Raw genomic sequence first — 14,518 nt, 5'->3', positions numbered from 1 at the left:
TAGGCCGGCCGATGCGTTCCCATTCAACAAAGCTTGCGCTGTGGCTTCGCTGCCCTTGTGAGCGGTGATAAAATGATCGAATAGTTTGACGGGGTGCCACCCTGAAACTGCCCGCATGCTGTTTTCGGGCGAAAGCGCGTTGGGGCGGAAGTCTGGAATGGCAAGTCCTTCGAAACCACGCAAGAGAAGAGGCCGGGTCGCCTCGGCGGCTCTTGCCGTCGACGCGTGGCTCGATTCCTCGCTCTATGAGATCAGCTTCAAAGCGCGCCAATTCTGGGAAGCGGCAACCATCTTTTCCCGCCGCTTCCGCCTGCATGGCTGGCGACGCGCCATTATCGAGGTGCTCAGCGAAGGCTTCACCATGGGCGCCGGCGGCTTCGTGGTGCTCCTGGCGCTGGCGATGCCCGCCTTCGAGATCACCGCCGGCGACTGGCGCAACCAGGGCGACTTCGCCGTCACCTTCCTCGACCGCTACGGCAACGAGATCGGCCAGCGCGGCATCATCCAGCGCGATTCCGTGCCGGTCGACGAGATGCCGGACATCGTCATCAAGGCGGTGCTGGCGACCGAGGACCGGCGTTTCTTCGATCATTACGGCATCGACGTTCTCGGCCTGTCTCGCGCGATCTTCGAGAATGTGCGCGCCAATTCGGTGGTCCAGGGCGGCTCCAGCATCACCCAGCAGCTCGCCAAGAACCTGTTCCTTTCCAACGAGCGCACCTTGGAGCGCAAGATCAAGGAAGCTTTTCTCTCGCTGTGGCTGGAGGCGAACCTCTCCAAGAAGGAGATCCTGCAGCTCTATCTCGATCGCGCCTATATGGGCGGCGGCACGTTCGGCATCGAGGCGGCGGCCGATTTCTATTTCGGCAAGAGCGTCAAGGACCTGAACCTCGCCGAAGCGGCGATGCTTGCCGGCCTGTTCAAGGCGCCGACCAAATACGCCCCGCATATCAACCTGCCGGCCGCCCGCGCCCGCGCCAATGTGGTGCTCTCCAATCTCGTCGACTCGGGCTTCATGACCGAGGGTCAGGTGCTGCAGGCCAGGCTGCATCCGGCCGACGTCGTCGACCGCGGCGAGCAGAAGAGCCCGGACTATTTCCTCGACTGGGCCTTCGACGAGGTGAAGAAGATCGCCAAGCCCGGCCAGCACTCGCTGGTCGCTCACACCACCTTCGACGCCAACATCCAGAAGGCGGCGGAAGAGTCCGTCGAGTTCCACCTTCGCCAGTTCGGCAAGGAATACAACGTCACCGAGGGCGCGGTGGTGGTGATCGAGACCAACGGCGCGGTGCGCGCCATCGTCGGCGGCCGCGACTATGGCGCCAGCCAGTTCAATCGCGCCACCAAGGCGCTTCGCCAGACCGGATCGTCGTTCAAGCCTTACGTCTACGCCACCGCGATGGAGCACGGCTTCACGCCGGACTCGGTGGTTTCCGGCGGTGCCGTCAGTTGGGGCAGCTGGTCACCGCACAACTACAGCGGCGGATCGGCTGGGAATGTCACGCTGCTCACGGCCATCGCCAAGTCGATCAACACCGTGCCGGTGCGCCTCGCCAAGGACTATCTCGGCATCGCTCCGATCAAGGCGATGGCGGAATCGATGGGCGTCGAGTCGCCCCTGGAATCGCACAAGACCATGGTGCTCGGCACATCCCTCATGACGGTGATGGACCAGGCGACGGGCTACAGCGTCTTTGCGCAAAACGGCTTCGTCGGCTCCCGCCACGGCATCACCCAGCTCGTTACGCGCACCGGCGACGTGGTTTATGACTGGACCAAGGACGCGCCGCCGCCGCACCGTGTGCTGTCGGAAAAGGCGCTGAAATACATGAACACCATGCTCGCGGCTGTCCCGGCGATCGGCACGGCCAGGCGCGCCCAGCTTCCCAACATCGTCGTCGCCGGCAAGACCGGCACCACGCAATCCTACCGCGACGCCTGGTTCGTCGGTTTCACCGGCAACTACACGGCCGCCGTCTGGCTCGGCAATGACGACTTCACGCCGACCAACAAGATGACCGGCGGTTCGCTGCCGGCGATGGTGTGGCAGCGGCTGATGGTCTATGCGCACCAGAACATCGACCTGAAACCGATCCCGGGCCTCGATCATCCGTGGGTCGACCCGGAGGTCGCAGCCAAGGCCGAGGAGGCGGCGAAGAAGGAGGCCGCGGATGCCGAGGCACAGGCGGAGGCCGAGCGTCCGCCGGTGCTGTCCAGCCGGACCACCCAGACGCTGAGGGACATAACCAAGGCGTTCCAAGCGGCGCCGGTTCTCGACGCGCCTACCCCGCCGGAGACGCTGTCGGCGCTTTAGTTTTGATCCTACGCACGTCTTTGTCCCGAAACCGGTTCCCGCTGTCGGGAGACATGCTCTAGTGAAGACTAGGCAATCTGAGACGGGCCCATTCGCCGGGTGGGATCTCAGCGCCGACACGGAAGTTGAACGATAAGACCCTCGTCGCATCGCCGTCGACCTCGCACCGGAAGCTTAGGCGGTACCATGTGGTTGTCGTGCTGAAGGCGGCCTCCGGAGGGCTAAGAACATTGCCCACCTTCAGCGGAATGGATGGCAGCCATTTGGGAGAATAAGAGGCGTCCTGCAATTCTTGGTTCAAAACGCTGCCGCAAAGGTTGGCGACCCGCTGATCGCGAGGCACGCCGGTCATAGAGCTTGTGGCCAGCGCATCGCCGGTAGCGCCCTGCGAGTAGAGCTTTCGAACACCCGGAAGGCCCGAATATGTCGGCGATGCAGTAACGGCGGCTTTGGTGGAACTTGGCGTCCCGGCGCTCTTGCTTCGGGACTTCGAGACGTTCGCAGGCCTGAACTTCAGGGCATTTGCGGGTTTGGACTTCGGCTTTTCGGCCGCGGCCGGAAGCTCGACTTTGCTATCGCTCTCAGCACCCGGCGGCGTTGGCGCCACGGCTGTTTGCCTTTCGGCGGTTTGCGCTCCTGTCTCTTGTTCGTCTGCCTGCTGTTTATCCGTGTCATGGGTTGCCTGCTTCTCCTCACTCTGCGCGGGCTTGGCGTCCGTCGCGGCGTTTACCGGCTTCTCGTCAGCCTTGCTTGGATCGGCCCGCCGATCGGAGCCTGGCGGCGCGGCAGATTGGTTCTCCGCAGGCTTCGGCACGGCAGGGAACTTGGAGTCGTCATCCTTGGTCGGCGACGGCGTGTTGTCTCGATCGCCGCCTCCATCCAGGGATTTCCTCGGGCCGGTATCCTTGTCGCCGTACTGAAAAACGGGCTTTAGCACCGCGATTGGCGGTGGCTTCGGCGGCTGCTTTTCCGGCAGAGGCGGCTTTTCAACTTTCTGCTCGGGCGGTTTTTCAGCCTTCGGTTCCGGCGGCCTTTCGGCCTTGAGTTCCTTTGGCTGCGATGCGGGCGGAGGCTTCGGTTTCTGCTGCTCGGGCGGAGGCACAAGCGCGACATTAACCGGCTGTTCCTGATCTGGTTGTTGGGCAGTTCTCGGCAGGCTATGGACCAGAAACGCTGCGATGAGCACATGCAGAATCAGCGATGCGGGCAAGGCCCAAGCCAAATTCCAACGCCGTTCTTCTGTCTCGCCCTTCATCCCGATCGATGTGGAACGAAATGGCGGCGCCTTCAAGCACAGGCATCGGATTGGATGGCCACCTACAGCGCCGCAGGACGGACCCTGTCCATGACAAGCCGGTCTTCAGCAGGGGGAATGCCACGTTGTTCGGTAGAAGCGACTTGATGGCAGTGTGCCATTTACATCAGTACCGGAAGCGCAGGAGGCCGCCATTTGCAGGCCGGTATCACCTGAATATCGCCACGCCTTAGAGCGAGCCGGCTTGCCACGTCACCCCGCGCCGCGATATCCCGAACAACCTCCTCAGTTCCGGCCCTTCATGCTCAGAAACGCATCCCTCACGCTGCTTTCGCTTGCCATCGCCATCGGCCTTGGCGGCGGCAGCGTCTGGTATGCGCTCAACGCACAGGACGGCGTCGGCGCGATCCGGATCGGCCAATGGACCGCTTTTCCCGAAATCGGCACCCAGGCCGCCGACCCCTATTCCAAGGCCCGCGTGGCGCGCGAGGGCGTGCTGGCGCTTGGCCAGGCGGAGGGGCTGTCCTTCGTTGCCGAGCGCGACGAGTCCGGCGCGCCGCTGAAACGGCAATGCGCCTATACGATCGTAGGCGGATATCCGACGGCCCGGTTCTGGACGCTCTATGCCGCCGACCAGTCGCTCGGCGTCATCGACACCGGCAAGGCGAGACAGGCGGCGCTGCAATCCTACGAGGTGCTGCGCCAACCCGACAATTCGGTCGTCATCTCGGTCGGCGACCGCCCTGCCCCCGGCAACTGGCTGCTCACCAACGGCTTCGGCAAGATGTATTTCGTGCTGACCTTCTACGACACGCCGATCGCGAGCAGCACCGGGCTTTCCGACGTGACGCTGCCGCGCATCCTGAAGGCGGGCTGCCATGCGTAGCCTGCTGCACGCCCTGATCCTTGGCCTGCTCGGCGCCGGCATCGTGCATATCGCGGTGCTGTTCCTGGTGCCGGAATTTTCCGAACGCGATGCCTGGTCGCGGCTCGCAATGGCCTCCGACCTCTACAAGATGACGCGCCTGGACGCGGAGGCCGGCGGGGCGCCGGTGGTGAAGTCGGTCGACCCCATGTTCTATGCGGCTGCCTGCCGCTTCGATCTCGCCGACGGGCTGGTGCGGATCCGGGCGCCGGGCGACGTGCCGTTCTGGTCGGCCTCGGTCTATGACCGCAGCGGCCACAACATCTATTCCTTCAACGACCACAACGCCAACAGCGAGAAGCTCGATGCCGTGGTGCTAACACCGGCGCAGATGATCGACGTGCGGCGCGACCTTCCTGAAGAGCTTCAGGGCGCGATCTTCGTCGAGGCGCCCATCGAGGAAGGCATCGTCGTCGTCCGCGCCTTCGTTCCGGACGACAGCTGGAAGCCGATCGTGTCACGCTTCCTCGAGCAGAGCGCCTGCGAGCTGCAGGACTACTGAGTAAGGTCAGTGATGCGGCACCGGAGGCCGCGGCGGCTTGTCCGGAGAGTCCTGGCGCGCCGCGCCGACCTGCGGCTGCGGCTCGTAGCGGACGCCGGGGAAGATGATAACCGCCGCCGCTGTGTCGGTAGCGTGAGTTACTCGATTGACCGGTGCCGTTCTCGGCACAAAAGACAGGACCATGCCCATGGTTCGTGCATTCCTCTCGGTTGACCCGGAGCACAACGCAACGCCTCCAAAGTTGATTAAGGCGGGCAGAGGGTTAACGGAGCGCTAACGGATCGCCGCTAATTTGATCTTTGTTCCCTGGAGACGCGTGACCGGCCCGGCCGGATTGCGCGGGGCCAGGTCTGTGTCGAGTATCGGGCGTATCCTCCGTGTCTTCTTCGGATTTCAGGCACATCGCTATCCGGACCGAAGCGGGAAAAGCCGAAAGGCTGTTCCGCGCCGCCGTGTCGGCTTTCTGCTCGCTGACGCGCCCCTCGCGCCGCGAGATCGCCCAGCTCGAGGATCTGACGCTGCCGCTTTTCGACGAGGTGTCGGTCGAATCGCGCCGCTATGTCGCCGCCGCCCTTTCCGAATGCGAATATGCGCCAGCCGCGCTGGTGCGGCGGCTGGCCGAGGAGCCGGTCGAAATCGCGGCACCGCTGCTTACCCGCTCGAACGCTCTGAGCGACATCGATCTCATCGCGCTGATCGGCCGCCATGGCCTGCCGCACGCGCGCGCGATCGCGCGACGCAAGGAACTCAATGCGACCATCGCCCACCTGATCCGTGCGCTGGAGAAGCCGACGCTGGTCAAGACGCGGCCGCCTGAGACGGTCACGAAGCTCGCACCGGTGAAACCGGAGCCCGCTAGCACGACGGAAGACAGCCGCCCGGATCCCGGCAAAGCCGAGGAAAACGCGCGGCGCCGCCTGCGCTCGATGATGCGCCCCGCCGGCGAAGGTGCCGCCGTCAACCTGTTCCTTGGACAGCCGACCTATGTGAGGCTGCGCGAGACGGCGCTGACCGAAAACGCCGCCTTCTTCCAGACAGCGCTTGCCGATGCGCTCGACATCGATTTTGCCACGGCCCGCTCGGTCACCGAGCAGTCGGGCTATGCCGCACTGCTCGCGGCGCTCAAGGCGCTCGACCTCAGCGAAGACAGGGCCTTCCTGATCGCGGTCGCGGTCTATCCGGGCGAGTTCCCGCATCCGCAGGCGATCCGCCTGTTCCTCGACCGCTACCGGTTGCTGCATCGCGAGGCGGCGCTCGACAAGGTGCGGGCCTGGAAGGCCGAAACCCTGTCGCGAGCGATCCGCGGCAACGCCACCGAGACGCCAAGCGCCGGGCGCCAGGCATCGAACGTCGATGAAAAGGCCGCCGGCCGCAAGGCGTCCTGAAGCAAGAAAGTCAGGCAGCGGTTCTTCGTGGGAATTGCCGGACCTGAAGCCGGGCCGCAGCCCCTATTCCGTCTTCACGGAAACAAGCTCCTCGATCGGAACGGAGCCTGCCTCGATCTCGACCACCCAGATATCCGGATCGAATCGCTTTTCCTTCTCGAGCCGCGCATCGAATGCCGAGGCTTCGTCGCTGGAATCGAGCAAGGTGAAGAAGCGCTCGTCGGGCTTTGCGGAATCGTAGCTCGTCTGCGGTGCCGGCCCGTACAGAGCCACCTCCCCCAACCGGCCGCGCGACAGCACAAAGACGGCGCCCGCCTCGGTCGCGCCGCGTTTGACCACGGCGGCAAAACCGCCGGCGCCGAACACGCGGCGCACAAGGGCCGAAACCCAAAGATCGGTGGTCACGCGCATGGTGGGATTCCGGAGGGCATGCGCGGTTCCCTACAACATTGGGAATGGAACCGAAACGCCGACAGCCCTCAGTTCGTCAGGCCGATCTCGCGCATCTTGGCATAGACCGCTTCGTCCGGCTCGCCGGTCTCGGGCAGCCCGAACAGCGCCTGGAACTCCTTGATCGCGGCCTTGGTGCGGGCGCCGACCAAGCCATCGAGTTGCATGTCGTCATTGCCGAACGCCTTGAGGCCGGCCTGTATCTTGACGATGCGGGCGTCGGGCGCCTGCGCCGCTCCATTGGCCGGGGCGGAGACCGGAATTGCCATCGGTTTGGCGGCTTGGGCCGTTGCGATATCGGCCGGACGCGGCGCCGGATGCGGAATGGCAGCGGTCGTCTGCCTGGCGCCGAGCTGATCGAGCAGCGCACCGTCGATATCACCGGACGCCGGCAAGCCGACCTTGAGCTGATAGGCCTGGATGGCCTTGCGCGTGGCCGGCCCCGTCAGGCCATCAACGGTGCCGTCGTAGAAATTGAGGTCCTTCAATATGCCCTGCACCTGCTGGACGATCGGGTCGGGCTTGGGAGCCGGCTGCGCCGGCGCCTGCCGCACGATGTTGATGGTGGTCTCCGGCTCGTCGGAGACGGCATGCGGGAAATTCTCGATGCTCCTGGTGGCGAAGAAGGCGCCCGTGTGCGGAAAAGGCTGGTACCAGAGCGCGTTGGCCGAAACGTAGAAGAGCGTCACCAGGAAGGCGGTCGAGCCGCCGACCAGGACCGGATTGCGCGAGATCATCTGGCCAACCGCCACAGCGCCCTCGGCAAGGACGCCGCGCTCGGGTTCGACCACCTTAGGCCGTCTTGCGGAGCGAGCCATTGCTGTCCCCATCTGCATCCCCCTTCGGCTTTGCAACCGGCATCGGCAGCACACCGGCCGGCGCGCCCGAGCGCCGCTTCGGTCCGTTCACCGGCAGGCTGATCGTCGCCGTGGTGCCTTCGCCCGGAGCGCTCTCGATCGACATCGTGCCCTCGTGCAGCGCCACCAGGCCCTTGACCAGCGACAGGCCGAGCCCGGTTCCCTCGAAACGGCGCGTATAGTCGTTCTGGATCTGCATGAACGGCTTGCCGAGATTGGCCATATCCTCCTCGGCGATGCCGATGCCGGTGTCGCTCACCCAGAAATGCAACCGCGAGCCGACGCGCTTGGCGCCGATCACCACACTGCCGCCGTCGGGCGTGAACTTCACGGCGTTCGAAACCAGATTGATCAGGATCTGCTGCACGGCGCGGCGGTCGGCGTTGATCTCGCCGGCGTCCGGTGCGATCTGCGAGCCGAGCGCGATGCTCTTGGCGTCGGCCAGCGGCCGCATCATCGAGCGGCACATATCGACGGCATCAGCGAAGCGGAACGGTTCCAGCTCGGTCGCATAGGCGCCGGCCTCGATGCGCGAGACGTCGAGGATCGAGGTGACGACGGACAGAAGATGCTGGCCGGACTCCCTGACCAGCCCGACATATTCCTTCTGGCGCGGATCGCGGAAGGCGCCGAACATCTCGTGCAGCAGCATGTCGGAGAAGCCGATGATGGCGTTGAGCGGCGTGCGCAGCTCGTGGCTGACCACCGCCAGGAAACGGCCCTTGGCCACTTCGGCGGCAGCCGCGGCGTCCCTGGCCGAGGCAAGTTCTTCGCGCAGCGCTGCTACGTCGTCGTTCTCACGAAGCACGAGGGTGAAGATGTCCTGCTCAAGCGCGCCGCGCATCAATTCCAGGCGGAACGGGCGGAAATTGTCGGCCGAGCCGCCACCGTCGCGCGGCAGCCGGATGCGCAGGTCGAGCCGGCGCTTCGGCGCGCCCTCGCGCATGTCGGCGAGCGCGGTGAGATAGGCGACGCGGTCGGAAAGATGGACGCGCTCGAACAGGCCCGTGCCGAGCAACAACTCCGGCGCCAGCTTCAGAACGGAACGCGCCTTGGCCGAAGCGTCGAGCACTTCGCCCTGGCGGCCGGCGCGCAGCACGACGGCGTCGATGATCTCTTCGAGACGGTCGGCCGCAGGTTCCGCCTGGCGGGCGCCGACCGGATTGGCGAAGGCCGCCGCGCGCGGCAAGAGCGTAAGCGCCCAGGCAAGCGGCAGCAGCCAGTGCCAGGTGGCGGTCCCGGCCGCGCCAAGCGGCAGGAACTGGTTCGCGAAAGGCTGCAGCACGACGGCGGCGAGAGCCGTCAGCGCGCCCGAAATTGCTGCGCGCCGCGATCCGGCGATCCACCAGGCCTCGACCGGCAAAGCGACGGCAAGCAGCGCGACCGGCGAGGCCAGGCCACCTGCCGCGGCGATCGCGCCGGCAAGGGCGAGGCCACCCATCGCAAATGCCGCACGGCTGGCGAACGCCATGTAGCCGGTGGCGGCAACGAGAAGCGCCGCGAACCAGCACAAACCGAAAGCGCCGAAGATCGCGGCCACGGTAACGGCCGCGCCGAGACTGGAGGTGACCAGCGTCACCGCCGCGCCCGCGGCGAGAAAAGGAGCGGCGAGCATGATGCCGATGAAGCGGCGCTGACGCAGGCGCTCGGCCTCGCCCGTGACGGTCGGATGAACCATGCGTTCGCAACCGGCGGCAATCGCGCCAGGCAGATGAACGTATCTGGCCGTAATCGAACTCAACGCACTCGTACCCGGTCGTGAAACTACCCTGCTTTTTGCAGGTGACTCTTGGTTGGCTTGAAACTCGCACCCAGCGTTTAAGGAATGGATAAGGCAGACGAGGCGAGCGCCCCCGCCCGAGGCAAATATTGGGACGCCGGCGCCGCAGAGCCCGTCGATCTGCCGCCATGGTAAATGGAGCGTTAGCCGCGACAGGCGCGCCGGGCTTCCCGAAAACCCCGTGCCGGCCCTTCTTCGTTTCGAAATTTTGCTTTTAAAACAATTATATAGATGGTTATCATAAAGTTAATGCAATCGATGAGATTTGAATGAAATCAATCTCGAAACCAATCCTTTCGAATTTATCTAAAATTTGAAGAAAATTCGCAGCTTGGGCGCAAGCCGTCCTTTGCGTGGCCGTGCCACTATCCCGCCCATAAAAAGAGGTCATGCCAATGGACGCATGATCCGGTCACGGACGAGAGGCATTAAGATGGGCTTTCTGATCAGGATGGCTTTCTGGTTTTCGCTGGTGCTCTTGGCGCTGCCGCTCAGCGTCGGCCCGGACGAGGATGGCCGCGAGGCGGTCGGACCGATCCAGGCGCTGTTTGCAGCGCGCGAGGCGGTCGGCGACATTGCCGGAATCTGCGAGCGCAAGCCGGACGTCTGCGAGACCGGCAAATCGGCCATGCACACCATCACCGTCCGCGCCCAGGAAACCGCCAAGATCGCCGCGGCCATGCTTGACGACCAGCAGTCCGATAAGCCGGCAGCACCCGGGGCGAGGGTGGCGGAAACCTCTGCCGAGACCACCGGCAGCGTCGCCGAAGACATCGTGCTGCCCGCCAAGGTCAACATCCCGGTGATGCTGACGGCGAAGAACTGAGATTGCTTTCAGCCGTTCGCTCGGCCTCTTTATTTTTGACGCAATTCCGGACGGAGGGCTACGGCGAAGTCGCCGAACCTAAACGTTTCACACTTTTCCTGGAATTGCTCTAACGCCGCGGGCCGGTCCGACCTCTCGACGCCCGCGGCGTCTTTCTTTTTCCGTGACGCGGCGGCGCCGGGTCACTATATGCGGGCAATGACGACCTCGATCGCAACGATCCGCGACGACTTCTCTCTGCTCGACGAGTGGGAGGATCGCTACCGCTATGTAATCGAGCTCGGCGAGGCGCTGCCGCCGTTTCCCGAGGCCGAACGCACACCGGCCAACAAGGTGCCGGGCTGCGTCAGCCAGGTGTGGCTGATCACCGAGCAGGGAGAAGGCGTCGATCCGGTGATCGCCTTCCAGGGCGATTCCGACGCCCACATCGTGCGCGGCCTTGTCGCCATCATGCTGGCGCTGTTCTCGGGCCGGCCGGCCAGCGAAATCCAGAACACCGATGCGGAAGTGACGCTGAAAGAGCTCGGCCTCGACGACCATCTGTCGCCGCAGCGCGCCAATGGCCTTCGCTCGATGGTCAAGCGCATCAAGCGCGACGCCGAAGCGGCTTTGAAGCAGACCGCCTGACTCAACCAAACCCAGCGACGAACCGCATTGCGGCGGGTTTACCCGTTCACGGAAAACCGCCGCGCGCTTTTCCTGGAATTCAAAAGCAAACGGCGCCCCGCGGGCGCCGTCGCTTTGCTGAAGAGTACAAGCCGCTACCGGCGACCCTTGGGCTTACGGCCGAGGCCCATCTTCTTGGCCAACTGCGAACGAGCGGCTGCGTAGTTGGGAGCGACCATCGGATAGTTGGCGTCCAGACCCCACTTCTCGCGATATTCTTCCGGGGTGAGGTTGTAGTGCGTCATCAGATGGCGCTTCAGCGATTTGAACTTCTTGCCGTCTTCGAGACAGACGATGTAGTCGTCATGCACGGAGCGCTTCGGGTTGACGGCCGGCTTCTGCTTCTCGGCCGACGGCTGCTCCGTCGTGCCGCCGACGCGGCCGAGCGCGGCATGAACATCGGCAATCAGGTTCGGCAGTTCACCGACCGGCACCGGGTTGTTGCTGACATAGGCCGCCACGACATCAGCGGTCAGCTCGATTAGCGCGTCACCATTCCTTGAAGGTGTTTCGACGATATCCATTGTGCTCAGGCCCCAACGAGAGTTTGTTTCTAGACTGCGCCCTTTTCTGGATCGGGCATCGCGCGAATTTCATGCAGGCAAGCCCCGCGATTCGCGTCGCGTCATCTTAATGACGCTATGCTGCAAGTAAGTCAATTCACCTATTGAATTATATTCGGCGATATTCATCAAATATTGCCGATTCAGCTTCAAAATTTCGTTCGCCGTGTAACTTAGCGAGATTTTTCTGGCCGGACCAGCGCAGCCTGACGTGGCGTCAAGCATGCTTTTACACCTCAGGTGGCGCTAAACAAGGCTCTCAATGCTTGACCAATGCTTGGCTACCCTGGGCGGCGAGGACGAAAAATCCTGTGGACCACAGGCCGCGGACATTCATCCTCGCGTCAAACACCAAATGGCCTCGACGAACATTCAGTAGGGCGCGATGTACTTGCCGTAGACCCAGCCGGTGACGAAATGACCGTTCTGCGCAGGATCGTGCCAGACCTCGCACCAGCGATAGCGGATCGCCTGCCGCTGCTTCCAATGCGGCTGGCCGGCAACGTCGAGCAGGTCTATCCCACCCGTGCAGCGGCCGGTCATCTGCAAGACGGTGCCGTTCGGATAGGCCGCCTGCTTTTGCGATGTGTTTGACGGATACTTGCGCGCGTTGAGCGTGTCGCCGAACGGCACGCCAGCCACTTGCCAGGCGGCGAACGCGGTTGCATGAGACTGGCTGGATAAGGCCAGCACTGTCGAAGCGACAGCAAAGGCGACCGCGGCGCGAACATAGGATTTCATCTTTTCCCCCTTCGACTTACTTTCTGCAGACCATCTTGAGCCCCACCCCTTGAACCGCCGCTGAGCGGCGTGTTCATTCGCCATTCAAGCAAATTTCAGGCAAATTCCACAGCGAGACGTAATGACCAGACCTTCCAGCTTCCGGGCTGCCTTCCCGACCGCCAACCCGCCGCGGCCCGAGAAACGCCCCATCTTCGACGTGCATCACGGCATCGCCCGCACCGACGACTATGCCTGGATGCGCGCCGACAACTGGCAGGCGATGTTCAGGGACCCATCGCTCCTCGACGGCGCGATCCGCGCCCATCTCGAGGCCGAGAATGCCTACCAGGCAACGCTGATGGCCGACACGGCCGAGCTGCGGAGCAAGCTGTTCGCCGAGATGAAGGGGCGCATCAAGGAGGACGACTCCACCGTGCCGATGAAGGACGGTCCCTATGCCTATGGCTCGTCCTTCCGGCTGGGCGGCGAGCAGCCGCGTTACTTCCGCACGCCGCGCGACGGCGGCACTGAGGAGATCCTGCTCGACGGCGACGCGGAAGCCGAAGGCAAGCCCTATTTCCGTCTCGGCGGCGTCGACCATTCGGCCGACCATCGCAAGCTGCTCTGGGCCTTCGACGACAAGGGTTCGGAATTCTTCATCCTGCGCGTGCGCGACATCGCCAGCGGCAAGGAACTGACGGACCAGATCCCGGATACGGGTGGCGGCGGTGTGTGGAACGCCGGAGACGACGGCTTCTTCTACACCCACCTCGACAACAACCACCGCCCGTCAAAAGTGTTCTTCCACGCACTTGGCGACAGTCCGGAGAACGACCGGCTGATCTACGAAGAGACAGATCCCGGCTTCTTCATGGACGTCAGCGGAACGCGTTCCAACGATTGGATCATGATCGGCATCAACGACCATGAAACCTCCGAATACCGGCTTCTGCGCGCCGACGAGCCGCTCGGCGAGCCGACGCTGGTGGCGGCGCGCGAGACCGGCCTGCAATATGATCTGGAAGAAGGCGGCGACGTCTTCTTCATCCTCACCAATGCCGACGGCGCCAAGGACTTCAAGATCATGACCGCGCCGGTGGAGAACCCGGTGCGCGCCAACTGGAAGGAACTGGTGCCGCACGAGCCCGGCCGGCTGATTCTGTCGGTGCTGGGCTTCAGGCACCATATGGTCAGGCTGGAGCGCAAGGAGGGCCTGCCACGCATCGTCGTGCGTGATCGGGCAACCGGCGAGGAGCATCTCATTTCCTTCGACGAGGAGGCCTTCTCGCTCGGCCTTTTCGGATCCTACGAATACGACACCGAGGTGATGCGCTTCACCTATTCGTCGATGACGACGCCGGCACAGGTGTTCGACTACGACATGCGCAGCCGAGAGCGCGTGCTGTTGAAGACGCAGGAAGTGCCTTCAGGCCACGATCCGGAGCACTATGTCACGCGCCGGCTGATGGCACCCGCCGCCGACGGCGAACTGGTGCCGATCTCGCTGATCCACCATCGCGACACGCCCCTCGACGGCTCGGCGCCCTGCCTGCTCTACGGCTACGGCTCCTACGGCATCACGGTGCCGGCAGCCTTCAACACCAACTGGTTCTCGCTGGTCGATCGCGGTTTCGTCTTCGCCATCGCCCATGTGCGCGGCGGCAAGGACAAGGGCTATGGCTGGTACGACGACGGCAAGCGGGCGCACAAGATGAACACCTTCACGGATTTCATCGCCTCAGCGCGCCATCTGGTGGCCGAACGCTACACAAGGCATGACCGTATCGTTGCCCAAGGCGGCTCGGCCGGCGGCATGCTGATGGGAGCGATCGCCAACATGGCGCCAGAAAGCTTCGGCGGCATCGTCGCCGAGGTGCCGTTCGTCGACGTGCTCACAACCATGCTCGACGCCAACCTGCCGCTGACGCCGCCGGAATGGCCGGAATGGGGCAATCCGATCGCGTCGGCCGACGACTACGGCACGATCGCGGCCTATTCGCCCTACGACAATGTCGCGGCGCTCCACTATCCGCCGATCCTGGCGCTGGCCGGGCTCACCGACCCACGCGTCACCTATTGGGAGCCGGCCAAATGGGTGGCGCGGCTGCGCGACCGCAAGGCGGGCGACAATCCGGTGCTGTTCAAGATCAACATGGAGTCCGGCCATGCCGGCGCCTCGGGCCGGTTCTCCCGGCTGGAGGAGATCGCGTACATCTACGCCTTTGCCTTGAAAGTGACCGGCAAGGCCTGATTTTTCCCTCGCAATCGCAAG

At 63.9% G+C, this 14,518-nt stretch carries 13 protein-coding genes; 7 read left to right on the top strand and 6 right to left on the bottom strand.

Annotation, left to right across the window (positions count from 1 at the left end):
- The first annotated feature begins 157 nt into the window (after positions 1 to 157).
- Complete coding sequence (locus AU465_RS15500; RefSeq protein WP_192249001.1) at positions 158 to 2,314, top strand: transglycosylase domain-containing protein; 2,157 nt, start codon at positions 158 to 160, stop codon at positions 2,312 to 2,314.
- A 58-nt stretch (positions 2,315 to 2,372) separates the two neighbouring features.
- On the opposite strand, the gene AU465_RS15495 is transcribed toward AU465_RS15500, so the two are convergent.
- On the bottom strand, positions 2,373 to 3,569 hold the full coding sequence (locus tag AU465_RS15495) for a DUF930 domain-containing protein (RefSeq protein WP_192249226.1): 1,197 nt from the start codon (positions 3,567 to 3,569) through the stop codon (positions 2,373 to 2,375).
- A 301-nt stretch (positions 3,570 to 3,870) separates the two neighbouring features.
- Between AU465_RS15495 and AU465_RS15490 the strand changes: the two genes are divergently transcribed.
- The 3 genes from AU465_RS15490 to AU465_RS15480 all read left to right on the top strand — a co-directional run bounded on the left by AU465_RS15490 (position 3,871) and on the right by AU465_RS15480 (position 6,381).
- Positions 3,871 to 4,455, top strand: coding sequence for a DUF1214 domain-containing protein (locus tag AU465_RS15490; protein ID WP_192248998.1), 585 nt, complete (start codon positions 3,871 to 3,873; stop codon positions 4,453 to 4,455).
- Positions 4,448 to 4,996 carry a DUF1254 domain-containing protein gene (locus AU465_RS15485; protein WP_192248995.1) on the top strand — a complete coding sequence of 183 codons (549 nt, stop codon included), beginning with the start codon at positions 4,448 to 4,450 and terminating at the stop codon, positions 4,994 to 4,996. The genes AU465_RS15490 and AU465_RS15485 overlap by 8 nt, the downstream gene beginning before the upstream one ends.
- A gap of 377 nt (positions 4,997 to 5,373) precedes the next feature.
- A complete protein-coding gene (locus tag AU465_RS15480; protein ID WP_192248992.1) occupies positions 5,374 to 6,381 on the top strand; it encodes a DUF2336 domain-containing protein in 1,008 nt (335 codons plus the stop codon).
- A 63-nt stretch (positions 6,382 to 6,444) separates the two neighbouring features.
- On the opposite strand, the gene AU465_RS15475 is transcribed toward AU465_RS15480, so the two are convergent.
- The 3 genes from AU465_RS15475 to AU465_RS15465 form a co-directional block, all read right to left on the bottom strand.
- Positions 6,445 to 6,792: a DUF1491 family protein gene (locus tag AU465_RS15475; RefSeq protein ID WP_192248989.1), complete on the bottom strand. Its 348-nt coding sequence runs from the start codon at positions 6,790 to 6,792 to the stop codon at positions 6,445 to 6,447.
- A gap of 68 nt (positions 6,793 to 6,860) precedes the next feature.
- On the bottom strand, positions 6,861 to 7,649 hold the full coding sequence (locus tag AU465_RS15470) for a peptidoglycan-binding domain-containing protein (protein WP_192248986.1): 789 nt from the start codon (positions 7,647 to 7,649) through the stop codon (positions 6,861 to 6,863).
- Positions 7,624 to 9,366: a sensor histidine kinase gene (locus tag AU465_RS15465; RefSeq protein ID WP_192248983.1), complete on the bottom strand. Its 1,743-nt coding sequence runs from the start codon at positions 9,364 to 9,366 to the stop codon at positions 7,624 to 7,626. Before AU465_RS15465 ends, AU465_RS15470 begins: the two co-directional genes overlap by 26 nt.
- A 535-nt stretch (positions 9,367 to 9,901) precedes the next feature.
- Here AU465_RS15465 and AU465_RS15460 point away from each other — a divergent pair.
- On the top strand, positions 9,902 to 10,294 hold the full coding sequence (locus AU465_RS15460) for a DUF5330 domain-containing protein (RefSeq protein ID WP_192248979.1): 393 nt from the start codon (positions 9,902 to 9,904) through the stop codon (positions 10,292 to 10,294).
- 198 nt (positions 10,295 to 10,492) lie between these two features.
- A complete protein-coding gene (locus AU465_RS15455; RefSeq protein WP_192249223.1) occupies positions 10,493 to 10,921 on the top strand; it encodes a SufE family protein in 429 nt (142 codons plus the stop codon).
- A gap of 134 nt (positions 10,922 to 11,055) precedes the next feature.
- Here AU465_RS15455 and AU465_RS15450 read toward each other — a convergent pair whose 3' ends face one another.
- Positions 11,056 to 11,484, bottom strand: coding sequence for a Ros/MucR family transcriptional regulator (locus AU465_RS15450; protein ID WP_067320912.1), 429 nt, complete (start codon positions 11,482 to 11,484; stop codon positions 11,056 to 11,058).
- Positions 11,485 to 11,895: 411 nt separating this feature from the next.
- The gene (locus tag AU465_RS15445) at positions 11,896 to 12,264 is read right to left on the bottom strand and encodes an SH3 domain-containing protein (protein WP_192248976.1); all 369 of its coding nucleotides are present in this window, start codon (positions 12,262 to 12,264) and stop codon (positions 11,896 to 11,898) included.
- A 121-nt stretch (positions 12,265 to 12,385) separates the two neighbouring features.
- Here AU465_RS15445 and AU465_RS15440 point away from each other — a divergent pair, with 121 nt between their 5' ends.
- Complete coding sequence (locus AU465_RS15440) at positions 12,386 to 14,497, top strand: S9 family peptidase (protein ID WP_192248973.1); 2,112 nt, start codon at positions 12,386 to 12,388, stop codon at positions 14,495 to 14,497.
- Positions 14,498 to 14,518: the final 21 nt, after the last annotated feature.

This window comes from Mesorhizobium silamurunense (assembly GCF_014843905.1).
In the GTDB taxonomy this organism is placed as follows: domain Bacteria; phylum Pseudomonadota; class Alphaproteobacteria; order Rhizobiales; family Rhizobiaceae; genus Mesorhizobium; species Mesorhizobium silamurunense.
Note: the sequence above shows the minus strand (reverse complement) of the source record. Positions and strands in the feature narration are given on the sequence as shown.